A 25,525-nucleotide genomic window follows, 5' to 3' on the forward strand; every position below is an offset into this window, starting at 1 on the left:
GCCTGCACCTTCCTTACTGTCATCAGTCATCAAGCTTGGACTTGAGATCCTCAATATCCTTCTTCATGTTCTCAATGATGTTCTTCTTCTGCGCAGCTCTGCGGTTGAGATCCTGCTCTTCCTCAAAGTCATCCGTCTCATAAACTCTCTCTTCCAGACGGTTCACCTGCTCACGCATATTGCGGATCTGCTCATCCTTACGGTCAATCAAAGACTTGAAACGGGCCTGAGACGCATCATGCTTGCCATTCCAGAACACATCCTTGGCAGCCTTGAACTCATCCCACAGACGGTCATTCTCATCCTTGCCGGAATAGCCAAGCTTCTTCCACTCAACATCCAGCTGCTTCATCTCATCTGTTGTCTCACGGCTATAATCATTTCTAGCCGCAATTTCCTTAGCCTTCTCAATCAGAGCACGCTTGGCATCAATCGACTCCTTGCGCTGTGCATCACGCTCCTCATAGAACGCTCTGCGCTTTGTAAAGAACTCCTGACGGGCTGCAGAGAACTCCTTCCACAGAGCCTCATCTGTCTCATGGCCGGCACTCTTGACAGCCTTCCAACTGTCCATCAGAGAATTCATCAGATCGCCGGTTGCCTTATAGCTCTTGATATCCTTGACGGCATCCTGTGCCTTGGCAACAAGCTCTTCCTTCTTGGCCTTGTTTTCAGCACGCATCTTATCCAGATTGTCAAAGTATTCATCCTTGGCAGCGAAGAACTTTCTTCTGGCATCACGGAATGCTGTATGCAGCGCACTGTCAGCAGCACCGGCGCTTCCCAGCTCATCCCACTTATCCTCAAGCTCTCTCAGCTTTGCCTGGCCAGCCTTCCACTCCTGGGCATCAGCCAGCTTGGCAGCCTCATCCACGAGCTCCTGCTTTGCCTTGGTATTCTCGGCAATCACATTCTTGTTCTTCTCAAACTCATCGGCCTTGCGGTTGAACCACTCATTATACTCGGCATCCTTGGCTGTTCCCCAGTCCTCAACACCAGCATATGCCTGCTTCAGCTCATCCACCCTGGCTGCATTCTCTTCACTAGGCTGCAGATCATTGATCTCCTTGCACAGTGCCTGCTTCTTGGCAAGATCCGCTTCCATATCCTCAAGGGCATGATCACCATGGCTGGTGCCATACTCAACTTCACCACCCTCGGATGCTGGATGCTTCAGAGTGAACATGACGTATCCTTTCTCATTTTCGATACCGAACCACTCTCCGTGTCCGTCATCCTTGCCAGCGACCGGTACAGCCGCATTTCCGTTTTCATCCTTGGCGCCATACAATACGTCAATGACCTTTCCGCCAAATGACTTGCGCTCCTTAATGGAAATGTTGGCATACTTCTCGTCGTAACCAGGCAGTGTTTTCCAATCCATACTTTTTCCTCCCTCGCGAATATGGAACTGTTGTCAGTTCGAAACTAATCGGGCTCTGCCGCCCGAATCCACCCGCTTATTTTACATGAATCCCGTAGTAATGGGAAGAAAAACCGGTTTTTTCCGCAAAAATCATCACCTGTGACAAACCTGCACGTGGTCCAGAACAAGCTTTTCCAGATCCATCGGCAGATGGCGCAGACTGCGCGGAGCCCGCAGGCCGATACTCTTCAGAAAGGTAAGGTCAATCTGGCCGCGCCGATACCGCTGCACCACATGAAGCACCATCTGTTTTGCATCCACTGCAATCACATCAAACTGGTAGAGAATACAGCCATATGGCTTTGCATAGTACAGATACACACGGTCATGCAAAAGCACATTTCCATCCTTGTGCCAGGTGATCTCATCACAGTTTTCCAGCGCACCAATCACATCAAACTGCTTTGGATTGGCGGGCAGCAGCCATGCATGGCATGCAGGACCGCCGGAAAGATCACTTGCGTTCTCTAATAAAGAGAGGATGCGTGCATCACTGATCGCATCATTCAGCTCCAGAGATACCCAGCGCTGCTGGTTCATATGCCACGCCCGGCCAAACCCCTTCTCTTTCAGCAGATTCTCTTTCTCATCCGTGCGGAATACCAGAATCTCAGTCTGCGTATCACCGCCTCCGGGAAACACTTTGGATCGGATAACAGGAGAAATAAACGCAAACCATCTGCCGTCTTCATGATGGAAAACGCCAATGGAAGGATGTTTGGCAAACAGATGATCAATGGATATCTTCAGATGATCCTGCACAAGAGCAATGATGCGTCCTGTCTGGGCAAGCTGATAGCCGCCCTGTATACAGCAGGCATTGCGGATCAAAAGCAGTGCAGACAGAAAGGCTTTGCGTACCTGATCAACATACGTGCCCTTTGTACCAGGTACATACAATGGCACAAAACGCTCTTTGCTTTCCGCATCGATGCAGTCTGCCCGCAGCCGGCTGCCATCCGCCTTCATCCTGATCAAAAGACCGCTGCCAAGATCCTTTTCATACACAAAGGTCTGATCGCTTTTTACAAAGCCAAATGCCACAGCTTTCTTTGGATCGATCTGCCATCCTTCCAGCAGATCCCATCCGGGAAACGTATTCATGCCATCTCCTGCACACTGGCAAACTGTGCTTCATACAGCTGTTTGTAGAAGCCGTTTTCAGCCAGCAGCTGCTCATGCGTGCCTATTTCCATGATCATGCCGTCCTTCATGACCAGAATCAGATCCGCATGGCGGATCGTAGAAAGACGATGGGCAACCACAAAGGTTGTACGGCCTGCCATCAGCCTGTCAAAGGCATCCTGAATCTGGATCTCGGTACGGGTATCAATCGAAGAAGTTGCCTCATCCAGGATCAGCATCTGCGGCAGGGCCAGCATTACTCTGGTAATGCACAGCATCTGTTTCTGACCTGCAGACAGTGTATCTTCGGTAATCTGTGTATCCAGGCCATCTGACAGCTGCGAGATAAAGCTCCAGGAATGGGCTTCTTTGCATGCTGCGATCATCTGCTCTTCACTGGCATCAGGATCAGCCAAAGCCAGATTCTCCCGCACTGTGCCATTCTTCAGCCAGGTATCCTGCAGCACCATGCCCCACTGCTGGCGCAGAGAATGCCTTGTTACATCCTGGATATTCTTTCCATCCACCAGAATCTCGCCGCGGTTGACATCATAGAAGCGCATTAACAGATTGATCAGCGTCGTCTTGCCGCAGCCCGTCGGCCCAACCAGCGCAATATGCATGCCCGGCTTTGCTTCCATCGTAAAATCACGGATCAAAGGCTTAGATGGATCATACTGGAAGTACACATGATTCAGCTGCACATGGCCTTTGACATCGGATAATACAGCATCTTTCTCTGCCGGTTCCGGTTCTGTCTCAATCAAAGCAAAGATCCGGTCTGCACATGACAAGGCATTCTGCATCTCGGTAATCACACTGGAAATATCATTGAACGGCTTCATGTACTGATTGGCATAAGCCAGCAGCACGCTCAGACCGCCGACGGTCAGTCTTCCCTTCAGAATTAGAAAACTGCCGGCAAGTGCCACAATAGCATAGATCAAGGAATTCACGGCCCGTGTGCACGGATTGGTCAATGAGGAGAAGAAGATTGCTTTCTGTGCGTAATCCTGCAGCTCTTCATTCACCTTCCGGAAACGCTTTGATGCTCTTTCCTGATAGCCAAAGGCCTGCACCACCCGCATGGAGCCGACCATCTCATTCAGATAGGCTGTCTGATCCCCTCTGGTCTTGTTTGCTTTCCGGAACATGCCATAGGCACCGGAGGCAATAAACTTTGCGACAAGAAATGACAGCGGTGTCAGAATCACTACCAGCAAAGAGACCTCAACGGATCTGGAAAACATGAAATACAGAGTGGCAATGATCATAATGATGCCGGAGAACAACTGGGTCATGCCATTGAGCAGGCCATCGGAAAGGGCATCCGCATCACCGGTCACCCGCTGCACAATATCACCGGAACTGTGGCTGTCCAATACGCTTAACGGCAGCTTCTGGATCTGCCGCATGGCCCTGGCCCGGATCTCCTTTACAGTCTGATACACAACCCGGTTATTGATGATATTCATAATGCCGGTCAAAGCAGCACTTGCCGCAATGACAAGAACCGTCTGTTTCATCATGATGGCAATACGGCCAAAATTAACATTGCCTTTGCCCACGATCTCATCAATGGCCTTTCCAAACAGAACCGGCACATACAGCTGGCCAATGACGCTTAATCCTGCCAGTACAAGAGATGCGAAAAGCAGGAAGCGGTATCGGCCGATATACTGCATGACTTTGGCAAATGTTTTCCTTGAAGAATCCCTGTTCATGCGGCTGCCTCCTTCCGGTTCTGCGATGCTTCAATCTCCTGATATACCGTACAGTCTTTCATCAACTGTTCGTGACTGCCAAGGCCGACCGGCTTTCCCTGATCCAATACAAGAATCGCATCGGCCTGGCGCACCGCACTGATGCGCTGCGAAATAATCAGAGTCGTTGCCTTCACACTGCGCAATGCCTGCCGCAGGCGGGCATCCGTGGCATAGTCCAAAGCACTGGCAGAATCATCCAGGATCAGCAGTTTTGGCTGTTTGACAAGCGCTCTGGCAATGGTCAGGCGCTGCTTCTGTCCACCCGAAAGATTGCGGCCATTCTGCTCAACCATACTGTCAAGCCCACCAATCTTTCCTTGCACAACATCCTTTGCCTGGGCCCTCTCCAGTGCGTTCCAAAGCAGGTCATCATCCGCACCTTCATTGCCAAGCTTCAGATTGTCACGGATCGTACCGGCAAACAATTCTGCTTTCTGCGGCACCACACCGATCATCTGTTCCAGCTGTGCCTGGGGATAGCTGCGCACATCCTCACCTTCCACTTTGACAGATCCAGCGCTGACATCATAGAAGCGGGCTGCCAGATTCACCAGCGTACTCTTGCCGGCACCAGTACCGCCGATGACGCCAAGCGTACCGCCCCGCTTCAATGTAAATGACACATCATGCAGTGCCTCTGCCCCGCCGCCTTCATACACAAAGCTGACATGATCAAAGGCAAGTACGGTATCCGGATCAGACGGCTGAACCGGTGCTGCCGGATACTGCATGCCAGGCTGGATAGCCAGCACATCTTCGACGCGGTGTGCACAGGCAAGTGCCTTATTGATGGAAATGATCAGATTGGCAAGCTTGATCAGCTCCACCACAATCTGGGCCATGTAGTTATACAAAGCAACCACATCACCCTGGGCAAGAGAGCCAAGATTTACCTGAATGGCACCGCTTTGCAGCAGCACAACCGTTGCCAGATTGATCAGAATATAGGTAGCCGGATTCATCATTGCACTCAGATTGCCGGCTTTCTCATTCAGCCTGGTCAGATGATCATTGGCGGCATCAAATGCCTGTACCTCTTCCTGTTCACGGCAGAATGCACGAATGACACGCACACCCAGCAGATTCTCACGCACAAGAGACAATACCCTGTCCAGTGCTTTCTGTGCTCTGGCAAACAGCGGCATGGACGCATACATGATGCCAAAGACAACCATGGCCAGCAGTGGGATGACAACGGCAAAGATGATGGCACACTTCACATTGATCGTGAAGGCCATGATCATGGCACCAAAGACAATGAACGGACTGCGCAGCAATAACCGCAGGGCAAGATTGTAGCCAGTCTGCACCTGGTTGATATCCGCGGTCAGCCGGGTGATCAGCGTATCGCTGCCCTGTTTGTCAAGATCGCTGTAAGACAGTGTTTCGATATGATCAAACAGTGCCTGGCGCAGATCTGTGGCAAAGCCGACACTTGCTTTCGCTGCAAAGTACTGGGCTGTGATACTGAACCCAAGTCCCACCGCTGCCAGCACCAGCAGAAGAATAAAGCAGCGGATCAGGAAGCTGGCGTCATGAGCGCCGATGCCGCGGTTGATCATCGCCGCCACAACCAGCGGCACAAACAGATCCAGCAGCGCTTCCAGCAGCTTGAACAGCGGTGTCAGGATACTGGCCGTACGATACCTGGCCAGATATTTTCTCAAGTTAACCATCGTATTCCCCTCTTCTTCTGTGCCATGGTACCATTGATCTCTTATAGCAAAGATATTATTATCATTCAAAGCTATATTATTTTTATATAGGAGGCACCATGGAACTGAAACAACTGTATTACTTTGTGACCATTGCTGAAGAAGGATCTGTATCCGGGGCGGCCAGAAAGATCCACATGTCACAGCCGCCTTTGAGCACACAGATCAAAAATCTGGAAGAAGAGCTGCACACCACATTATTGATCCGTCAGGGCCGGGGTATTCGTCTCACCAAAGATGGCGAGATACTGTACCAGTATGCAAAGAAGATGCTGGCGATGGACAGTGATATCCATCAGCGTCTGAAGCAGCACTCGCATGCACCAGAGCCGATCTCCATGGGCGTGATCTCTTCCTATGAATGCGATGCCTTCTACAAGGGACTCGATCAATTTCACCAGCAGTATCCCCACATTCCATTGATCCTGCATGAAGCCAATACATACGATCTGCTTGATCAGCTCCATGAAGGCATCATCTCCCTGGCCTTGATCCGCACACCTTATCCGGATCAGGACCTGGATGCCATTGAAATCAGCACCAGCCGCATTCATGCCGTCTGTCAGAAGAAGATAGACATCGAGACATCGCTGACTCTGCAGGATCTGTCTCACTATCCCCTCATCCTGTACCGGCGCTGGGAGAACCCGATCCGGGAAGCCTGCAACAATGCCTTCATCACCATTCATCCCATCATGGTATGCGACGATGCAAGAACATGCCTGCAGTTTGCCAGGCACATGGATGCCATTGCCCTGGTGCCGGATACCTTGCCGATTCCCTATCCTGAACTTGGCAGCAATCACATACCGGATCTCAGGCTGACCAGCAGCCTGCGGCTTGTCCACCGCAAAGGCAGGCTGGATCAGAATGCGCAGCGCTTCTGGCAGTGTTTTCAGAAAATCAAAGCAAAAACAGCGCAGGCAAGTCAAAAATTGTAAGCGCTATCACTTGTAAATAGATTCGCAAAGTCTCATAATGAAGCCAAAGGATTCAAAAACAGAGAAAGTCTGAAAAAGGCACAATCAGGCAGATCATTCGCCTGTTGACAATAGCAGCAGCCAAAGAAAGGGGAAAAACATTATGGTTTGGTGGCTCATTTTTCTGCTTGTGGCAATTCTGACACTTTGCTACATATTCTACAATTACAACAACATCCGGAAACTCCCGGAAGGCACAAAGGACATGGCCGACATGGCCGCGATCATTCGATCCGGTGCCAACACATTCATTCGCACCGAGTTCCGCTCCATCGGCATCGTCACGCTGATTATGGCCGTTGTCTTCACACTGTTCATTGAAAAGACATCCGGTCTGACCTTCCTGCTTGGTGCCCTGATGAGCTCAGCAGTATGTATCATCGGCATGAAGTCGGCAACCTACGCCAATGTGCGCACTGCCAACAAAGCAAAAGAGACCCTGTCAATCGGTGCCACGGTCAAAGTTGCCCTGATGGGCGGCTCCATCTCCGGCCTTTCCGTACAGGCCTTTGGTACGATGGGACTATTACTGGTACTGATGATCTTCAACGGTGTCAGCCATACATCCGTTGGCCAGGGCCTATTGCTGTCAGTACCGTGCAATGCCAGTGTCATGCGCATCACGACCTATTCCCTTGGCTGCTCGCTGGTAGCGATGTTCAACCGTGTCGCCGGCGGCAACTATACCAAGGCCGCAGATATCTCCAGCGACATTCTCGGCAAGATCCGCCACGATCTGCCTGAGGATGATGCCCGCGTGCCAAACACCATCGCCGATTTCATCGGTGACAATGTCAATGATATTGCCGGCAACTGCTCGGATCTGTTGGAATCGTATGTTGCCTCCATCGCAGCCGGACTGATGATCTCAGTCACCAGCTATGAAACAGCCGTCATTCTCAAAGAGACAAACATCACCGAGGCAACTTTCAATGCCACGACCCTGTTCCCAGTGACACTGGCAGGTGTGGGACTGTTCTCCTGCCTGCTGTCCATCATGTTTACATCACTTCGCAATATGAAGGATGATCCCGAACATGAACTGGATCTGTCCAACTGGATCGCCGCCGGTCTGACCGTCGCCCTGTCATTCTGCACCTGCATGTTCCTGTTCAAGGATGTCCCGCTCTATGATGAATTCCGTCTTGGCTGGATCTCACCATGGATCTCTGCCCTGCTTGGCATTGCGTCCGGTGTTGCCATCGGTTCCATCACGGAATATTACACAAGCACAGATTACAAGCCGGCAAGACAGCTGGCTGAAATTGCCACCGAAGGAGAAGCCTTCGTCATTACCAAGGGTGATGCCCTCGGCTCAAGAAGCTGCCTGCTGCCGATTCTGATCATCGGTATCTCTCTGTTCTTATCCGGCGTACTTTGCGGTACATACGGCATTGCCATTTCCGCATTGGGCATGCTGTCATTCGTAGGCGCAACCGTCTCCATCGATGCCTTTGGCCCGATCGCCGACAATGCCGGCGGCTTTGCAGAAAGCTGCCACCTGGATCCGGAAGTACGTGCCATCACGGATAAGCTGGATGCCGTTGGCAATACCACCGCTGCCATCGGCAAAGGCTTCGCCATTGGCTCTGCTGCCTTTGCGGCTGTATCATTGATCGTTGCCTATGTTGCCAACTACACCGCAGCCGATCAGGTACCGGTCCTCAACATTGCCAGCTATATCGTCATCTCCGGCGGTATCATCGGCGGTGCCCTGATCGAATACTTCTCTGCCATCCTGACCGACAATACGATTGAATCTGCCCGCCTGATGGCCGATGAAGGAGACCGCCAGCTCTCTGTCAAAGGTGTGCTGGAAGGCACGGTAAGACCGGAATACAACAAGATGATTGAGATGGCTGCCAACCAGGCATTAAAGAAAATGATGATGCCGGCTATTCTCGCCATCATCATCCCGATCATCGGCGGCTTCCTTGCCGGTGCTGAATTTGTCGGCGGCCTGCTGATCGGTGCCACGATCACTGCCATTCCAAAAGCCCTGTTCATGGGCAACTCCGGCGGTGCCTTCGACAATGCGAAAAAGTTCATTGAAGCCGGCGGCATCAAAGGATGCGGCAAAGGCTCCCCTGCCCACAAGGCAGCCGTCACCGGTGATACCGTTGGTGATACAAGAAAAGACGTCGTCGGTGTTGCCCTGGATATCTTCATCAAGATGATGTCCACCGTGGCAAACACACTCGCCGTCGTCTTCAATACCGTACATCTGATCCACTAAGCCAAAGGGGCTGTAACAGTTGAATAAGCTGTTGCAGCTCATTTTTTTGCGCTTGCACATATTTTCGCTGTATATCTATCAGTGCAAACCAAAAGCCGATTTATTCATGTGAAAAATATGCAAAATATCCATATATTATCATTGATATATTATATGCGTGCATGTATAATATGAGTATGAAAAATGCTGATCTCGTTTTTGCAGGACACGATCAGCGCTCTTATTATAACGCTGTTCAACTGGCCCTGCCACTTAGCACAATGATTCGTGTACCTCATTCTGATATGCTGTTCTCTTTTCTGGATGCGGTGAAGGAAGTTAATTTCAGTCGCTTTGTTAAACCGATCCGTTCAAATAACACGCATAGTCACTCCCGAGGAATGCTCGTCAAAGTTCTTCTGTTTGCTTACATGAACCGTATTTTTTCCCTGACTGATATTGTCCAGCACTGCCGTACGGATATCAGATTTATCTATCTGTCCAATTGGGAAGCACCAAGCAAAATGGCGTTCTCACGTGTTATGAATCAGCTGACGGTATCTATTGATGATCTTATGAAAGAGTTGAATCTGAAGCTGATTGATCAGACAGGTATTGATCCAAACACGCAGTTTGTGGATGGAACAAAGATTGAGGCAAATGCTCATAAAAATTCTTTTGTGTACAAGCGGAGAATTCTGAATGCACGCAACAATCTGTACAGAGACCTTTCCAAGGCGATCAGCTCTTTGAATCTGTCTTACAAATACCAATATGAGATAAAAGACCGTTATAACGCATTAGAAATCTGGAATATTGTTCAGAAGCTGATGGATGTGATGGTTGCCGATAACATTGAACTCCAGTATGGAAAGGGTCATCGCAAATCCGATATTCAAAAGCGGTATGATGTGCTTCTGGACTATGCGATTCGTCTTACCACATATGAGTACTGGCTGTCTGTCATGGGCAGCAGGAACAGTTGCTCAAAGACTGACCATGATGCGACATTTATGGCTACCAAGTGGGATTACTACAATCGCTCCGGTATAACAAGACCATGCTATAACTGCCAGATTGCTGTATCTGGTGGATTGATCATTAACAGTGATATTTATCAGACACCGGGTGATACCGTCACCTGGATCCCGTTCATGGAGAGATTCCATACGCTGTATGGATTCTACCCGAAGAAACCAGCCGCTGATGCTGGATCTGGTGGATATGACAACTACCTGTATAACATCAGCCACGGCATCGATCTCGTCCAGAAATTTAACATGTATGGAAACGAGCTCGACAAAGTTTTTCAATATAGAAATCCGTACAATCTTGTTAATTGGAAAAAGAACGAACATGGGTACCGGATCTGCCCGAATGGGAGAACATTTGACCAATATGAAGGGGACATCTATGCCTCTACCCGGGCAGGCAATCTATCCATAACGCAGAAATATACAGAGCCAAAACATTGCGAAGGATGTCCGCTGAAAGAAAAATGCCTCATGAAAACAAACAAGAAAGGCTACAAGGAAGTAGGACTTAATGTCGTTGGAGAAGAGCTGAAAGCAGAAGCCAGAAAACAACTGGATACAGAACATGGTATAAAGCTGAAGGTAATGCGCAGCGAACAGGCAGAAGGAGCTTTTGCGGCAATCAAAGAAGATATGGGATTTGACCGTTTCCACAGAAGAGGATTGAAAACCGTGAAAATGGAATTTCTTATGGTATGTCTGGGATATAATCTGCGTAAATACCATAGCTGGAGACTCCGACGAATGGCTGCAGTTCCTCACAATATGATGAGCTGATCAGAAAATAGAGCAAAAAATGATCTGAAATATAAGAAAAGGCAAAGAACTGTTTTAATAATGCTTTGATATAAACCATTCATGCATAGAAATGACTCTGTTGAATAAGTCTTGGTAAAGATAATACAAAAGAAAACAAAAAGGCCCATAACAGAGCTAATTCATTAGCAACTGTTACAGGCCCTTTTCATGAAAAAAAGAAGATCATCGATCTTCTCAAAGGGCGTTGTAGAAACCTGCGGCAATGTTTGCCACATTGTTCAAACCAGCAGAACGCTCGAAGTTCACCCGGAAGTATGTACCTGCATCAGCAGCACCCTGGGCATCATCCGAGAAACTGTTCATGGTGGAGATCATGCCGCTGCCCATCTCTGAAACCATGAAGGCAACCTGGCCATCCACACTGCTGGAAGAATATCCATTGGCAGCACAGAACGCAGACAGGTTGGAAACTCTGGATCCTCCCCACTGGCACAGGCCGTAGTAGCTGGATCCTGCATTGGGATTGAAGCTGGACTCAATCTGCATATTGGCCAGAATGCCGGCCGCGGCCGCCTTGGTAAAACCATAGGAACCTGTCAGCAGGCTGTAAATGCTGGACGCATTGGCACCGGTATTGACAGATGCGGCTGCCGTTACCGTACTGCCGGAACCAGCAGATGAAGCAGCGGAAGCTGTTGTGACAACGACCTTCGGCTTGGCTTTTACGGTTACGGCAACAGAGGCATCCGATGCATTGCCATGATTATCAACCGCATGCACTGTCACCTCATACGTACCGGCTGTATTGGTATCCACATTGGAACTTACAGTATACCAGCCGTTTTCATACAGTCTGCCCTGGGCATCATTGACCAGCTGGGCAGGCTCTTCCTCAACCTGCGTCAAAGCACCATCGGCTGGATCCGCCACCGCAGCAACAACCGAATTGGCATCAAAGCTGTCACCTTCTGTCAGCTTTACAGAATCATTGGCAAGGGAAATCTCCGGTGCTCTTGTATCCTGCACCGTATAGGTGCGCTTCACACTCACTCTGGCTGTCTGACCATAGATATCAGAATCAGAAAGCTCATAATTGACTAGTGTATCGCCAACCTTGGAAAGATCCAGGCTGGAAGCACTTGTTTTCAATGTGCCAGTATGGGCAGCGACCAGATCACTGACTGCCTTCTGGGCAGCCGGCTCATATTCAAAGACACTTGTCTCATTGCCGCTCTCATCGGTATCAAAGCTGATATTCAATGCGTCCATCATCTGCGTGTAGGACAGATCCCGTTTGCGTACCTGTGCCTGATGATAGGCATTGGCAGCTACACCGGCAGCCGCAATCGCACAGGCACCGGACAGCAGCACCGGCATACTCAGAGTATGCGTCAGGCTCTGGCTGCGCTCCTGTTCCTGCGGAACAGCTGCATCCGCAGCCTCGGCATAATCCATTGCCAGCCTTGCCGGCACAGCCTTTGCCTTGACCGCATTGATCAATGGTGACGTCACCTCAGACACCGTCGGCTTATCCAGCTCTGCCTGGGCAGCCATGATCTCGCTTCTCTTCAATGTCCGGGTATAAGTATTGCGGATATCCTCACGGCGAGTATTCTCACTGAGAACCTGAACCAGATTCAGCTCAAAAAGATCCGGATCAATATCCTCATGGTGATAGAACACTTCCGCAAAGGTCTTGCGGACAACAAACTCGGCCTGCTTGGCAGAAGCAATCGTATTGCGTGCCATTGCAAACAGATCATCATGCAGAAGACGGTACATCCGCATCATGCAGTCACGGTCGCCAATCCGGATTCTTTCAGCAAGCTCCGGAATCGTCAGGCTTTCAATCTGTAAGCCCCCGTTCATTGTCAGCACATTCTCACTCATGCGGATCATCCCTCCTTTGCGTATACTGCTTATCAGTCTAGCACAAAATCACTGCTAGCACAAATCAGCCCGAAATCAAGCACGGATTATGGTAAAATCATACTATTCCCATACGTTTGAAGGAGACTGCATGATTGCCAATATTCCTGTATTTGATTTACTGCGCTACTTCCTCATCTATTCCTTCCTTGGCTGGTGTCTGGAAGTATTGTGGCATGCCATCGTCCAGCATAAGATCGTCAACCGCGGCTTCCTCAACGGTCCGGTCTGCCCGATCTACGGCTTTGGCATGTGCGGCCTGCTGCTATTGTCAAATGTCCTCTCCCAGGCAGCCAGCAACAGCAGCGGCAGTCCGTCTATCCTTGCCACCTTTCTTTCCGGCATGATCTTATGCACAATCATTGAACTGATTGCCGGATGGCTGCTGGAGAAATGTTTCCACGCCAGATGGTGGGACTATTCCAAAGAACCGCTGAACTTTCATGGCTATATCTGCCTGCGGTTCTCATTGGTCTGGGGCGTATTGACCGTTGTCATCATCCGCTTCATTCACCCTTTGATGCCGCATTCTGATCCTGTGCTGATCCATCCGCTGTGGCAGTGGATCATCCTGGCAGTCCTGTATGGTGCCTATCTTGCAGATTTCATTGTTACCGTGGCCGCAACCAGAGGCTTGGCCAAGCGGCTTGCCAGCCTGAATGAGACAAGAGACCGCATGCGGCTGCTGTCTGACCAGCTTGCCATTGTCCTGGGTGATGCGGGCCTCAGTGCTGCCTGTGAAGCCGAAAAGGTCCAGCAGAAACAGCAGTATGAAAAGATGGAAGCCGCTGATCATTTGGAGATGGAAAAAGAAGAATATGCCGTTAAAGTGGAGCAGCTGAAAGAAAAGCATGCTGCTGCAGAAAAAGAATACCGTCAGAAGCTGGAAGAACTTGCCAGAGAAATTCATGCAAAGCCCATGCATACGGCCGGAAGAATCTACCGTGCCTTCCCGTCTCTCCATTCCACTGCCCATGAATCCCTGTGGCAGGAAGTACAGCAGAAGCTGCATGAAATCCAGCGCGAAAACTGAGACAGACATTTCCCACATTTTGTGATGCTTTTCTGCATCAAAAAAGCCTATACTGAAAGTAAGGAAACGGAGGTATATCTCATGGAATTTACAGATGGATTCAAGAAACTGATGCTCGCTGGTGTAGGCGCTGCTGCCTTCACCGCTGAAAAAGCAAGCGACGTTGTTGACACACTTGTCAAGAAGGGTGAATTAACCGTTGAACAGGGCAAGGCACTCAACACAGAACTCAAGCACAAGGCTGAGGAAGTGAAGAAGGAAAAGGAAGAAAAGCCGGAAGAGAAAAAAGATTTTGCTTCGATGGTAGACGGCCTTTCCGATGATGAGCTTGCCAGCCTGAAGGCAGCGATCTCTGCCCATGATGAAAAGAAGGATGCCTGAGCCGCATGGCAGACGGCAGTCCTGAAAAAGCGCTGAATACTCAAAACGATGGCGGGTCTCGCTTAAAGCAGATCCGCCAGGTTTTGGTGCGCAACCATATCACCCGCGGCATTACCCCGGAGAAGCTGCGCATCATTCTGGAAGAACTTGGTCCTACCTTCATCAAGCTCGGCCAGATCATGTCACTGCACAGTGACATCCTGCCCAAAGCCTATTGCGAAGAGCTGATGAAGCTCAACAGTGATGTCACCCCGATGCCATTTGAAACCGTAGAAGAAATCATCAACGAATCCTGCGGTGCCCAATGGGCTTCCTTTTTCAAGTCCATTGACACCAAGCCATTAGGATCCGCCTCGATTGCCCAGGTTCACAAAGCCGTGCTGAAAGATGGCAGCGATGTCATCATCAAAGTACAACGCAAAGGAATCTATGAAACCATGTCCCGGGATATCTCCCTGCTGCACCGGCTTGTCAAACTCATGCCGCCGGTCGGGGATCTCAAGAACATCGTTGACCTTGACATGATTTTGAATGAAATGTGGTCCGTTGCCCAGCAGGAAATGGATTTTCTCAAGGAAGCCAGCAACCTGGAAGAATTTGCGCATAATAACAAGAACATCAACTATATCCGCTGTCCAAAGCTGTATCGGGAATATTCCACATCCAAGGTTCTGGTCATGGAATATATCGGTGGATTTGGCATTGATGATGTCAAGGATCTGAAAGCAAACGGCTATGACCTGCATGAAATCGGCGTCAAATTTGTAAACAACTACATCAAACAGGTCATGGATGATGGGTTCTTCCATGCCGATCCCCATCCTGGCAACGTCAAGATTATGGATGGCAAAATTGTCTGGATCGATATGGGCATGATGGGCAGACTGTCTGATCATGACCGCAGAGTTATGGTCAAGGGTGTGCGCGGCATCGGCTTGCATGATGTCACAATGGTGGAAAATGCCGTTCTGGAAATCGGCGATTTCCGCGGCAAGCCAGACCGCGGCCAGCTCTATCAGGATCTCAAAGGGTTCCTGGATGAATATGGCAATGCTTCGCTTGGTGATATCAACCTCGCTGACAGCATGTCTGAGATCATGGAAATCATGAAGAAAAATGAGATTTCCATGCCCCATGGCATGACGATGCTGTGCCGGGGATTAACTGTCATGCAGGGTGTCCTGTCAGAAATTGCACCGGAAATATCTATGTCACAGATTGCCTCCAACAGAGTCATGGAAGAGACTCTGGACAACATGGACTGGAAGAGTGAAATCCGTAAAGATATTCATGCCGCATGGCGCATCAGTAAAAAAGGTGCAGAAGTTCCTTCTCTGACAGCCGATGCCCTCAAAGAATATCTGGCTGGTCAGGCAGGTATTAACATTTCTCTGCATTCTTCCAAGAACTTCAACGACATTGTCCATTCTGCTGTGCGCAACTTCGTCATCGGCCTGTGCCTGGCGGCCCTGCTGATCTCATCTTCCATTATCTGCACCACCGATATGACCCCAAAGATCATGGGTCTTCCCTTCCTGGGCTTCATCGGCTACTTCGCCGCCATTGCCGTTGGCACAGCACTTTGTATCCGGTATCTCTGGAAAAAGTACAAACGAAAGTAATGTTCAGAAAAAGTTCACCACAATTCTTCCTGTTTGCAGTACATTAGTGCAGTAACGGGAGGAAACTATGTTTGCATTCTTGAAGCATAAGAAGAAAGAGAAAAAAGAAAAGAAACAGGAACCAGAACAGCTTGCCGATCATCCCCAGACAGCCAAAGATGGTTTATACCGCGGCATGTACTGCCCTGCCTGCGGCTATATGGAAGTCAACCAGAACTCCAGTGCCCTGCCTCTGGAAGGCTTTGCGATGTGTCCCAACTGCGGTGCACCATTAAAAACAGCTGACTTCATCCAGACAAAGGATGGCTTTGCCCTGGCAGCCCATGCCGTAGCTGTCAAAAAGAAGATTCAGACAGGCGGTCATTACCGGGTCAGAAAAGCAGGTCCCAACCGGACCAAAGCAAAAGCCGGCCGGCCGATCAGAAACCACAGATGAGCGTATCCGAGTGATACGTTCTTTTCTTTTCCATGCTACACTGAAGGCAGAAAACGGAGACACGACATGATTCAGGCAATCTTCTTTGATATTGACGGCACCCTTGTCAGCTTCAAGACACATACCATTCCTTCCTCAGCAATCCATGCATTACAGCAGCTGCAGAAAAAAGGCATTCTGCTGTTCATTGCGACCGGCCGTGGAAAAGATGGGCTGGGCTGTCTGGGAGACTTCCCATTTGATGGCTATATCACCCTCAATGGCCAGTACTGCTTTGAAAAGGATGGCAGAGTCGTCTATGAAAACACAATTCATGCAGAAGATCTGCAGACCCTTGTCAACTATGAAGCAAAGCATCATTTTCCCTGCGGCTATGTCCTGCCCGAAGGAAAAATCTACAATTACCGGGATGAAAGATGTGATGAAGTCAATGCCATTACCCACAATGACAATCAGCCAGCTGGTGATGTTTCCAACATTGCCGCAAAAAAAGTCTATCAGGTCATGACATTCCTGAACGAAGATGAAGAAAAAGAATTGATGACATATCTTCCAGACTGCACCAGTGCCCGCTGGTATCCCACCTTCTGTGATATTTCACCAAAAGGAGGCACCAAGGTCAAAGGCATGGATGTCTTTGCCAAAGTATTCCACTTTGACATGGAGCACACCATGGCCTTTGGCGATGGCGGCAATGATATCCCCATGTTAAGACATGCCGGCATCTCCATTGCTATGGCCAACGCCGCCGACAGCACAAAAGCTGTCAGCACCTACATCACAGATGATCCGGATCATGACGGCATCCTGCATGCCTGCCAGCATTTCCATCTCATATAACCAGAATCAATACATTCCATCTCATAACAAAGGATAGCTGCAATCCAACAGCTATCCCTTTTTCGCTTCATTACTCTTCTAACAGAATATCCGCACTGTACTTTTCAGAATAAGTTTCATTCCCGGCAGTAACAATATATGTCCAGGTAACAAGGGCTTCCTGATGATTTTGGAAGTATTCAGTATTGGTAATCTCGCCCATTTCAGCAGAGTCCCAACCAGATTCAACCATTAATGACTCTGGCTGAATATCATAAATATACCGTTTAGTATAGTTGCTTGGATCATAATTCATCTTAAGCGAAAACACTGCTTTTATGCTGTATCCCTCATATATTGCCTGCCATGCTGGAACGATCACAGTATAAGTCTGATTCTTCTTGTCATATGTACCATCACCATGCCATAACGGTGCATCCGCACTTGCTGTTGGAGAAGCAGATGGTAAGCTGGATGATGCAGCTGCACTTTCTGATCCACATCCTGCCATCGATACCGCAAGCATGATTGCTATGGATCCTTTTAAGATTTTTACATTCAACATAGTAGTCTTTGTATTATGTGTTTGAATCATCTGACTGCCATCATCCACCAAGCTTTGACTGGAATCATGGCACAGAATGCCTTCTGCATTTTCGCTGCAGAACGCATCGAATGATAAAGCGCGGAATCTCATAAAGCATGATTCCAATCCATAAAAACCTTAACAAATGCCGTTCTTATAACGGGCGGGATCGTAAGTTAACATACAGATTTCCTCCCATCTTTCTTCAAGAACACAATAGACTGATCATCAAGAAAATTCAAGTATGCAAACGGTGTTTTTTTCGATCATGATGGATTGTTTTTTTGTTGATCGCTATTTTCAAATAAATAGTTGATGTACCCGAACAAGTACATCAAGTTAATATCTATAACTTATCATGACTTCAGTTGAGGTGATGATATGCTCGTTAATCAGAATTTCCTGAATTCTTTATCTCCTGTCGAAATTGAATTCATTCGTGTTGGTTTAGAAAAGCTATTCAGAGAGAAAGTAAACTGTACGACAACAAATTACGAGAATCTCTCTTTGCATGTTGAGAAATGTCCTCATTGTGGTTCAACTCACTTTGTTAAGAATGGCTTTAACCCACATAATCGTCAGAAATACAGATGTAAAAAATGCAAATCTGTTTTTATGGCAACAACAGGTACGATGTTTACTCATTCCAGAACAAGCTTTGATATCTGGACTACTTTTATCTCTGGCGAGCTTAACGGAATGACTCTGACTCAGCAGAGTGTAGCTACAGGCTTATCAGTTACTACCTGCTTCAACATGCGTCACAAGTTATATCAGGCTGCAGCAAAGATTCAGAATAATGTGGTCTTAAGTGGAAATGTTGAATTGGATCCTACTTATACCAAAATCAACCTGAAAGGGACCAGGAAGGATAAAATGCCAAGATTCAGCAAACAGCGTGGAAAGCATCGCCGTCATTCAACCAAGCGTGCTTTACCTGGCACCAGCCATCACAAGATCTGCCTGGTAACAGCTATTGATGAGCATGACAATATTCTCTTTAAAATTGGAGGATTAGGCAGAGAGAGTGCAGAAATTCTGAATCAATACAGCTCTCACTTCGCAGCGCATTCAACAATTATCAGTGATGACAGCCATAGCATTCAAACTTTCGTGGGCGATAATCACTTCAACAGTGACATTATTCCATCTAACGGTTATTTAACACCAAAGGGCAATACAGTATCTGAAGTAAACGAGCTTCACTCTGAGCTAAAAAACATGATCAGGCAGAAACATGGTATCAGCACAAGACATCTCCAGGGTTATTTGAATTGGATCGTCATGAAGAAATATTTAAAGTACAGGCTGGACATGCGCAAATGGAAATCAGAAGCATACATGGAAACAATGTTTGAACAGATTCCATTTACCTGTGCGGAGATCCCAAAGCTTAAAATGCCAATTAACCTCTATGAGGCATATAGCTCATGATATTTTGGTGTTTACAGCCTCATCAACTAAATCTTTGAAAATAGCGTTGTTGATCAGAGCGTGCCATTGGACCTGTGTTGATCAGCCGGAGGATGTCCGCCGCTTTCAGTTTTCTGCACGTTATGCATGTTTCATTTTCAACAATTACTATTTATCTTTTGTTTATACAGCTCCACAGAAAAGATATTAGAAAGATCGCTTTACATTGCTCAATCAAATACATAACAAAAACGTATAGCATCTGCCATACGCTTCGTTTATCTCTATTGTGATTATGCAGCCTGTGATGTTTCCGGCACAGCATAGACAACACCGGACGGATACATGCTGGACCACTGTGACCAGGTGTAGTATTTGTTTTCATTGACCTGACCTGTAGATCCCCATGCCTCAGATACCCACAGACCATTGTCATCAACCTTTTCAACAAAAGCTGTGTGTCCGCTTGGATCACTGCCGACACCGGAGAAGATTGCGCCGGGTGCAGGTGAATTGGAAATGTAGAAATGTACACTCCAGGAGGATGATGCAGCTACGATGCCCCATGCCTGATCACGGCCGTTGCCATTGATCTTACCGGTCATAAAGCCATAATGCTGGGCGAAGCGGTAATGCATATAGCCAACGCACTGCAGCTTGCCTTCCCATGTAAAGCCAACCCATTGTTTCAGCAGGGATACGTAGGAATCGCCATTGTAATACGTACCGGTTACCGGCGTATCAGATACAGAACCGGAAGAAGCTCCACCGCTGTGATCATACGCAGACAACTGGCTCTGCAAAGCAGCGGCCTGGGAGACATTCATGCCATTAGAGCTGGCAAGCTCTTCCGCCTGTGCCTCTGCCTGAGCAGCTTCCTCTTCACTTCTGGTAACCTCAGCCGGCTTGCGGACATTCACAAGATAAGAAATCTTGGTTGTATCGCCGCTGTCATCCACAAAGGTAAGCCAGCATGTATATGTTCCTTCCGTATTCATATCGACATTATCTGTCTCTTTGATGACCGGCAGCTTGCCTACCGTCGAGGAAACATAACCAATGTTGTCGCCATACTTGAATTCTGAGCCAAGATCCACTGTTACTTCGCTCTGTTTCAGAATGACCTGCGGACCCTCTGAAGCAATCAGCTTAACAGCCGCATTTTCTGAGAAGGAATAGACAACACTGTCTGCGCTGTCATCCTTACGTACAATCTGGATACTGACCGTAATATTCTGAATGCCGCTCTTAGTTCGGTTAAATGCCGAAGTATGAATTGTCGATTTGTCAAAATCAACCTCATTCAGGTTGATCGCTGCATCATAATCCGCTCGTTCCCTGATCGCCTGTTCTTTCAGCGTAGCAAGCGGATTCTGGTTATTCATATCAATCTCAAAGACTCTGACTTTGCTTGTTTCATCTGGTTTATGCTCATCCGCAAATACCGGTGATATCGGTGCTGCAATCACTGCAGCCAGTAAAAGCGATGTCAGAAATCTTGCTTTTCTTTTTCCGTACATGTTTTTAATTTAGCCTGAAACAAGTGTTAAATCAAGGCTAGCTGTCCTCACAGCGCCGTTTTCGTGCAGATTTCACACGTTCTTCACAAATTTATAAAAATAATTTGTCTATATCAGAGCATTATTTGTCACATGCAAAGAGAGTCAGAAAAAAGGCTTTCCGGAAGTTTCCAGAAAGCCAGTGGGCTATGGAGCTGGCGGGAGTCGAACCCGTGTCCAGGAATCGTCCCACATTCAGACCTCTACAGTTTAGTCCGCTGTTAGTAAGACAGCAGGTATGTCAGCGGTCTTACCGCCTGCTGAATGTGCCTGTAAGATTGTCGGGATCGGCCTCCAGGCTAAGCCTCACCGTATCTGTTCATTTACGCTCTGTCCGTCAAACAGCAAAGAACGGTCAGAGGATGCTGCATCGCGTAAAGCGAACTCAGGCAGCAAATGCGTAACTATTGTTGTTAGCGTTTATTTTTGTTTTGGTGATAAGGTCACCGCTCCACTGCAGTCCGAATCAAACTAAAAACCTGTCGAAACCATGACAGCCCCTGGATTGCCTTGCGGCAGAAAGAATATAGCACGCCGAAACTTTACATTCAAGCCCTGCTGTGTACGTCCAGCCAGCGGTTGGCATACTGCTCTACAGCAGCCATCTTTTCCTTTGTATCCGGCAGCTTGAAATCAAAGCGGTGAATCATGCGGCTGATATAACCCTTTTCCTTCAGCATTGCCAGGCCTCTTGGAAAGTTATAATCAAAGATCAATGCTGTTGCCGCAATCCATGTGTCTGCCGGCGTACGGCCAGGCTTTGCCAGAATGCTGTGCTCCTGGAAGAATTCTTCATACAGTTCCGGTGTTACCGTTGAATTTTCCATCTGCTCTCTGGTAAAGGTCTGCACATCCAGCAGAGGATCTTCTGTTCTGACCCGGAAGATATCTGTCTTATCCGCATCACGGATGATCTGACAATGCAGCAATGTTCTTTCATCCAGTCCATCCGGCAGTCTGTATTTATTGTGCAGTTGCACCGCTGTAATGATCAGATCATACAGACTCTGATCATCTATGAAGCGTTCCAGCAGTCCTTCTTTGAGCAATTGGGCGCCAAAATCACCATGGTCAATGGTCAGAAAATCACGGAAGTCACCATATCGCCTGATCTGCTCAAAGCGGCCGATATCATGCAATAAGCCAATGAGTTCAGCCAGCTGGATATCCTCCCTGGATACGTGCAGACTTTCGGCAATGTTCCGGGAAATGGCCGCCACATGCTCCGTATGCACAATCTTCAGACGCACCTTGCCATCCTGCGGATTATAGTTTTTCACATAAGACGCAAAGGCCGCATATGCTCTGGGAAGATCAATCATTTCTCGCTTCCTTTGTTCAGATCATGCTTGATCTGGGTTGTGGAAATCTCCGGTGTGCGCGGGAAATAGACAACCTCAACGCCCTCTTTTTCCAGATAGTCGAACTTGCCTTTCCAGTCATCACCCATGCAGAACACATCAATGTGATATTCATGCATGTCATTGATCTTCTGATCCCAGCTTTCCTCCGGAATCACCAGATCCACGTAGCGGATGGCCTCTACCAGTGCCTTTCTTTTCTCATAGGAAAAATAGCACTTCTTGTGTTTCTGGTTCCAGTTGAACTCATCCGTCGATACACCGACAATCAGATAGTCACCAAGTGACTTTGCCCTTTTTAACAGATTGATGTGCCCATAATGAAGCAGATCAAATGTTCCATATGTAATGACACGTCTCATACCATTATCCTTTACGCTTTAATGCTTTTGCCATTTCCCGGCTGGCATCCCGGATCTTCTCTGTCTGCCTCTTGTCATACAGATCCTTACCCTTGGCAAGTGCGATCTCCAGCTTTGCTCTGCCGTTTTTCAGATACATCCGCACCGGCACAAGCGTGTAGCCTTTGGTGCGCACCTTACTGTCAAGCTTAGCAATTTCATCCTTATGCAGCAGCAGCTTCCGGTCCCGTTCCTCATCCACATTGGCAAAGGAGCCATACTTATAGGCACTGATATGCATGCCTTTGATCCAGGCTTCCCCACGGAAGATCGAAACATAGGCATCCTTGAACTGCACATGGCCTTCCCGGATTGATTTGATCTCTGTACCGGTCAGTACCAGGCCGCACTCATAGAAATCTTCCAGGAAGTAGTCATGCTTTGCTTTCCGGTTATAGGCAATTTCTTTTGTTTTACCTTCTGCCACGATTATCTCTCCTGCGCTTCCTGTAGCCATTTCTGCCGCCATTATTGCGGTCATTGCGCTGCGGTGCTGCCTTCATGCCATCAATGCCAAAGTCAATCTGACGGGTATCATGGGATGCTGCAAGGCAGACAACCTTGACCGTCTGGCCCAGCTGATATACATGCTTGAAATGAGAACCCTTGAGTTCCATGCGGTCCTCATCATATGTGTAGTAATCATCATTGAGATGAGAGATATGCACAAGACCTTCCACGGTATTGGGCAGCTCTACATAGAAGCCAAACGATGTCACACCGGTAATCAGGCCTTCGCCCTTTTCACCAATATGTTTCTCCATGAACTGTGCCTTCTTCATATCATCGCATTCATACTCAGCATCCTGACTTGCACGTTCACGGATTGATGACTGATCGGCAAACTCCTGCATGGAGCCTGTATCCTTTGCAATCTGATCCGGATCCTTGCACTGATTGAACACATACTTTGTCAGCATTCTGTGCACAATCAGGTCCGGATAACGGCGGATCGGTGATGTGAAATGCAGATAGTCCTCTTCCGCAAGACCAAAGTGTCCAACAGGTCTTGCATCATAGCGTGCCTTCTGCATGCACCGCAGCAGCATCATGCTCAATACAGGGAACTCTGGTGAATCCTTGACACTCTCCAGATACTGCTGCACTTCCTTCGGCCTAGCTACACTGTGTTCAGGGCGGAACTTATGACCCAGCAGGAACGATGTATCCACAAAGCTCTTGAGCTTCTTGGCTTCCGGTGCTTCATGAATACGATAGACACACGGCACATCTGCCAGCTTCATCTGGTTGGCCACACAGACATTGGCCGCAATCATACAGTCCTCAACCATGCATTCCGCATGGCCTCTCTGGCGGAGCGTGATACTGATCGGCACGCCGTTTTCATCACACTTGATCTCAGCTTCATCTGTATCAAAGTCAATTGCACCTTTGTCATGGCGATGGGCACGAATCGCATCGGCACAGTCACGCAGATCTGTAAACAATGTGCCAAGGTGTGCATAGCGTGCACACAGTTCCTGATCGCCATCCAGGATCAGATTGACATTGTGGTATGTCATACGTTCCGTAGAACGCATCACGGCCGGATAAGTCTTGTAGCTGATGATATGGCCGTCATGGGCAATCTTCATCTCACATGTATTGACAAGACGGACAACATGCGGATTCAAAGAGCAGATGCCATTTGACAGCTGATGCGGCAGCATCGGCACCACCCGATCTGTCACATACGTAGAACAGCCGCGCTTCAGTGCTTCTTTGTCCAGCGCAGAATTCTCTTTGACATAGTGCTGTACATCCGCAATGGATACCTTCAAGAGCCAGCCATCTCCATCTTTGACAACACTGACAGCGTCATCAAAGTCCTTGGAATCATCACCATCGATTGTGACCGTAATATCATTGCGCAGATCCACTCTGCCTGCCATCTCTTCTTCGGATACTTCCTGAGGAATCTGATTAACCTCTGCCATGACTTCATCCGGGAAAGCCGGCTCAATGTCGTGATCGAGAAGAACAGAAAGGATATCCACACCCGGATCATCCTTATGACCGATGGCCCTGTCAATCCGCACCCGCAGATAGCGGTTGCCATATTCCACAATGGTTCCCTGAACCTTCAGGCCTTCAATGATGTTGAACTTGTCGGCACCTTCTACCTTGAGCACCTTGTTCTGCAGTTTGCGGTCATCCAGCACAAGTTTTGGCTTATAGGCACCCTCATACGTACCAATCACCTTGACATGGGCACGCTGCAGAACCTTGATGACATGGCCATATGCCTGACCAGGCCCTGCCTGATAGGCAACCACATCGCCATTGAGCGCATCAAGCTGATCACGGGCGTCAAAGCGCACCGTTGTGCCATCTTCTTTGTCGACAAAGCCAAGTCCCTTGGTATTGACACAAAGTGTGCCGGTATACAGATTGACAACCGATGCCAGATCCCATGTGCCATTGATGTTATGGACAATCTGACACTGGTCTTCCATCTGGTTCAATGCTGTGCTGACAGAGGCGAAATTGCCCCCTTTGCCAAGGTGAAGCCCAGCCACAATCGCCCCGGTATCAAGACTGCTCTTTTTGCTATTTGCTAACAGGTCCAGTATCTTTTGTTGTAAATCTTCCATTTCTTTCCTCAATTTTTCCTCAGATATTAAGAAAGCGTTGGCAGTTATACCAACGCTGATTGTTACAAGAATCTTACAGAACTCTGATCAGTATCACAAGCACAAAGAACAGAATTCCAAGGACAAGAGTCAGATTGGAAATAACTTTCTCAGATCCTCTCTCCTTGACATTGGCAAACAGGTTCAAGCCGCCGTTTCCTGTAAAAGCACCGGAAATGCCATCTGACTTGCCGCCCTGCAGCAGAGTCAGAATAATCAGCAGTGCTGAATCAATCATTAATAACGCGTTAAGCATGGATCGCTCCTTTCGCTGCAGTCAACATTATATCATCAGCTTTTCCACGTATGCAATGCATTCCTGCTAAGCCTGA

At 48.3% G+C, this 25,525-nt stretch carries 21 protein-coding genes and 1 other RNA gene; 9 read left to right on the forward strand and 13 right to left on the reverse strand.

Translation table 11 applies throughout. The annotated features are described in order from the left end of the window. Positions 1-22 precede the first annotated feature (22 nt). From DHU66_RS02700 to DHU66_RS02715, 4 genes are all read right to left on the reverse strand, one after another. Entirely contained in the window at positions 23-1,384 is a 1,362-nt protein-coding gene (locus tag DHU66_RS02700; protein ID WP_108774332.1) for a DUF349 domain-containing protein, read from the reverse strand. 135 nt (positions 1,385-1,519) lie between these two features. After that, the gene (locus tag DHU66_RS02705; RefSeq protein WP_108774333.1) at positions 1,520-2,530 is read right to left on the reverse strand and encodes an MmcQ/YjbR family DNA-binding protein; all 1,011 of its coding nucleotides are present in this window, start codon (positions 2,528-2,530) and stop codon (positions 1,520-1,522) included. Further along, the gene (locus DHU66_RS02710; RefSeq protein WP_108774334.1) at positions 2,527-4,275 is read right to left on the reverse strand and encodes an ABC transporter ATP-binding protein; all 1,749 of its coding nucleotides are present in this window, start codon (positions 4,273-4,275) and stop codon (positions 2,527-2,529) included. The genes DHU66_RS02705 and DHU66_RS02710 overlap by 4 nt, the downstream gene beginning before the upstream one ends. Next, on the reverse strand, positions 4,272-5,993 hold the full coding sequence (locus DHU66_RS02715) for an ABC transporter ATP-binding protein (RefSeq protein ID WP_108774335.1): 1,722 nt from the start codon (positions 5,991-5,993) through the stop codon (positions 4,272-4,274). Before DHU66_RS02715 ends, DHU66_RS02710 begins: the two co-directional genes overlap by 4 nt. 98 nt (positions 5,994-6,091) lie before the next feature. On the opposite strand from DHU66_RS02715, the gene DHU66_RS02720 reads away from it, so the two are divergent. From DHU66_RS02720 to DHU66_RS02730, 3 genes are all read left to right on the forward strand, one after another. After that, a complete protein-coding gene (locus DHU66_RS02720) occupies positions 6,092-6,973 on the forward strand; it encodes a LysR family transcriptional regulator (RefSeq protein WP_108774336.1) in 882 nt (293 codons plus the stop codon). A gap of 142 nt (positions 6,974-7,115) precedes the next feature. Beyond that, positions 7,116-9,248, forward strand: a complete 2,133-nt coding sequence (locus tag DHU66_RS02725; RefSeq protein ID WP_108774337.1) for a sodium-translocating pyrophosphatase — start codon at positions 7,116-7,118, stop codon at positions 9,246-9,248. Positions 9,249-9,418: 170 nt separating this feature from the next. After that, positions 9,419-11,038, forward strand: coding sequence for a transposase (locus DHU66_RS02730; protein ID WP_167836227.1), 1,620 nt, complete (start codon positions 9,419-9,421; stop codon positions 11,036-11,038). A 216-nt stretch (positions 11,039-11,254) separates the two neighbouring features. Here the strand turns inward: DHU66_RS02730 and DHU66_RS02735 are convergent, their stop codons facing one another. After that, positions 11,255-12,910 carry a phage tail tip lysozyme gene (locus DHU66_RS02735; protein ID WP_135358285.1) on the reverse strand — a complete coding sequence of 552 codons (1,656 nt, stop codon included), beginning with the start codon at positions 12,908-12,910 and terminating at the stop codon, positions 11,255-11,257. Between the two features lie 88 nt (positions 12,911-12,998). On the opposite strand from DHU66_RS02735, the gene DHU66_RS02740 reads away from it, so the two are divergent. The 5 genes from DHU66_RS02740 (at position 12,999) to DHU66_RS02760 (ending at position 17,261) form a co-directional block, all read left to right on the forward strand. After that, a complete protein-coding gene (locus DHU66_RS02740; protein ID WP_108774340.1) occupies positions 12,999-13,982 on the forward strand; it encodes a putative ABC transporter permease in 984 nt (327 codons plus the stop codon). A gap of 81 nt (positions 13,983-14,063) precedes the next feature. Further along, positions 14,064-14,363, forward strand: coding sequence for a phasin family protein (locus tag DHU66_RS02745; protein ID WP_209451719.1), 300 nt, complete (start codon positions 14,064-14,066; stop codon positions 14,361-14,363). Positions 14,364-14,368: 5 nt separating this feature from the next. Next, entirely contained in the window at positions 14,369-15,985 is a 1,617-nt protein-coding gene (locus DHU66_RS02750; protein WP_108774342.1) for an ABC1 kinase family protein, read from the forward strand. Between the two features lie 67 nt (positions 15,986-16,052). Then, complete coding sequence (locus DHU66_RS02755) at positions 16,053-16,421, forward strand: hypothetical protein (protein WP_108774343.1); 369 nt, start codon at positions 16,053-16,055, stop codon at positions 16,419-16,421. Between the two features lie 66 nt (positions 16,422-16,487). Then, entirely contained in the window at positions 16,488-17,261 is a 774-nt protein-coding gene (locus DHU66_RS02760) for a Cof-type HAD-IIB family hydrolase (protein ID WP_108774344.1), read from the forward strand. A gap of 70 nt (positions 17,262-17,331) precedes the next feature. On the opposite strand, the gene DHU66_RS02765 is transcribed toward DHU66_RS02760, so the two are convergent. After that, positions 17,332-17,853, reverse strand: a complete 522-nt coding sequence (locus tag DHU66_RS02765; protein ID WP_135358286.1) for a hypothetical protein — start codon at positions 17,851-17,853, stop codon at positions 17,332-17,334. 354 nt (positions 17,854-18,207) lie between these two features. Here DHU66_RS02765 and DHU66_RS02770 point away from each other — a divergent pair, with 354 nt between their 5' ends. Next, positions 18,208-19,260, forward strand: a complete 1,053-nt coding sequence (locus tag DHU66_RS02770) for an IS1595 family transposase (RefSeq protein WP_108773885.1) — start codon at positions 18,208-18,210, stop codon at positions 19,258-19,260. Positions 19,261-19,532: 272 nt separating this feature from the next. On the opposite strand, the gene DHU66_RS02775 is transcribed toward DHU66_RS02770, so the two are convergent. The 7 genes from DHU66_RS02775 to secG all read right to left on the reverse strand — a co-directional run bounded on the left by DHU66_RS02775 (position 19,533) and on the right by secG (position 25,449). Further along, positions 19,533-20,759, reverse strand: coding sequence for a CHAP domain-containing protein (locus tag DHU66_RS02775; RefSeq protein ID WP_108774346.1), 1,227 nt, complete (start codon positions 20,757-20,759; stop codon positions 19,533-19,535). Positions 20,760-20,945: 186 nt separating this feature from the next. Beyond that, positions 20,946-21,299: a transfer-messenger RNA gene (gene ssrA / locus DHU66_RS02780) on the reverse strand. Between the two features lie 47 nt (positions 21,300-21,346). Then, entirely contained in the window at positions 21,347-22,120 is a 774-nt protein-coding gene (locus DHU66_RS02785) for an HD domain-containing protein (protein WP_108774347.1), read from the reverse strand. Then, positions 22,117-22,521, reverse strand: coding sequence for a glycerol-3-phosphate cytidylyltransferase (gene tagD / locus DHU66_RS02790; protein ID WP_108774348.1), 405 nt, complete (start codon positions 22,519-22,521; stop codon positions 22,117-22,119). Before tagD ends, DHU66_RS02785 begins: the two co-directional genes overlap by 4 nt. 4 nt (positions 22,522-22,525) lie before the next feature. Then, positions 22,526-22,987, reverse strand: coding sequence for an SsrA-binding protein SmpB (smpB, locus tag DHU66_RS02795; protein WP_135358287.1), 462 nt, complete (start codon positions 22,985-22,987; stop codon positions 22,526-22,528). Further along, positions 22,974-25,154, reverse strand: a complete 2,181-nt coding sequence (gene rnr / locus DHU66_RS02800; protein WP_108774350.1) for a ribonuclease R — start codon at positions 25,152-25,154, stop codon at positions 22,974-22,976. Before rnr ends, smpB begins: the two co-directional genes overlap by 14 nt. A gap of 73 nt (positions 25,155-25,227) precedes the next feature. Beyond that, entirely contained in the window at positions 25,228-25,449 is a 222-nt protein-coding gene (secG, locus tag DHU66_RS02805; RefSeq protein WP_108774351.1) for a preprotein translocase subunit SecG, read from the reverse strand. Between the last annotated feature and the right edge of the window lie 76 nt (positions 25,450-25,525).

This window comes from Lactimicrobium massiliense (genome assembly GCF_900343155.1).
Classification (GTDB): domain Bacteria; phylum Bacillota_I; class Bacilli_A; order Erysipelotrichales; family Erysipelotrichaceae; genus Bulleidia; species Bulleidia massiliensis.

What these genes read in the sequence shown, in the direction of transcription:
- DHU66_RS02705 (WP_108774333.1), bottom strand. Translation starts at nt 2,530, where the DNA reads ATGAATACGTTTCCCGGATGGGATCTGCTGGAAGGATGGCAGATCGAT.
- DHU66_RS02785 (WP_108774347.1), bottom strand. Translation starts at nt 22,120, where the DNA reads ATGATTGATCTTCCCAGAGCATATGCGGCCTTTGCGTCTTATGTGAAA.
- DHU66_RS02735 (WP_135358285.1), bottom strand. Translation starts at nt 12,910, where the DNA reads ATGAGTGAGAATGTGCTGACAATGAACGGGGGCTTACAGATTGAAAGC.
- DHU66_RS02745 (WP_209451719.1), top strand. Translation starts at nt 14,064, where the DNA reads ATGGAATTTACAGATGGATTCAAGAAACTGATGCTCGCTGGTGTAGGC.
- secG (WP_108774351.1), bottom strand. Translation starts at nt 25,449, where the DNA reads ATGCTTAACGCGTTATTAATGATTGATTCAGCACTGCTGATTATTCTG.
- DHU66_RS02755 (WP_108774343.1), top strand. Translation starts at nt 16,053, where the DNA reads ATGTTTGCATTCTTGAAGCATAAGAAGAAAGAGAAAAAAGAAAAGAAA.
- DHU66_RS02725 (WP_108774337.1), top strand. Translation starts at nt 7,116, where the DNA reads ATGGTTTGGTGGCTCATTTTTCTGCTTGTGGCAATTCTGACACTTTGC.
- DHU66_RS02715 (WP_108774335.1), bottom strand. Translation starts at nt 5,993, where the DNA reads ATGGTTAACTTGAGAAAATATCTGGCCAGGTATCGTACGGCCAGTATC.
- DHU66_RS02730 (WP_167836227.1), top strand. Translation starts at nt 9,419, where the DNA reads ATGAGTATGAAAAATGCTGATCTCGTTTTTGCAGGACACGATCAGCGC.
- DHU66_RS02760 (WP_108774344.1), top strand. Translation starts at nt 16,488, where the DNA reads ATGATTCAGGCAATCTTCTTTGATATTGACGGCACCCTTGTCAGCTTC.
- DHU66_RS02770 (WP_108773885.1), top strand. Translation starts at nt 18,208, where the DNA reads ATGCTCGTTAATCAGAATTTCCTGAATTCTTTATCTCCTGTCGAAATT.
- DHU66_RS02750 (WP_108774342.1), top strand. Translation starts at nt 14,369, where the DNA reads ATGGCAGACGGCAGTCCTGAAAAAGCGCTGAATACTCAAAACGATGGC.
- DHU66_RS02700 (WP_108774332.1), bottom strand. Translation starts at nt 1,384, where the DNA reads ATGGATTGGAAAACACTGCCTGGTTACGACGAGAAGTATGCCAACATT.
- DHU66_RS02720 (WP_108774336.1), top strand. Translation starts at nt 6,092, where the DNA reads ATGGAACTGAAACAACTGTATTACTTTGTGACCATTGCTGAAGAAGGA.
- DHU66_RS02775 (WP_108774346.1), bottom strand. Translation starts at nt 20,759, where the DNA reads ATGTACGGAAAAAGAAAAGCAAGATTTCTGACATCGCTTTTACTGGCT.
- tagD (WP_108774348.1), bottom strand. Translation starts at nt 22,521, where the DNA reads ATGAGACGTGTCATTACATATGGAACATTTGATCTGCTTCATTATGGG.
- DHU66_RS02710 (WP_108774334.1), bottom strand. Translation starts at nt 4,275, where the DNA reads ATGAACAGGGATTCTTCAAGGAAAACATTTGCCAAAGTCATGCAGTAT.
- rnr (WP_108774350.1), bottom strand. Translation starts at nt 25,154, where the DNA reads ATGGAAGATTTACAACAAAAGATACTGGACCTGTTAGCAAATAGCAAA.
- DHU66_RS02740 (WP_108774340.1), top strand. Translation starts at nt 12,999, where the DNA reads ATGGTAAAATCATACTATTCCCATACGTTTGAAGGAGACTGCATGATT.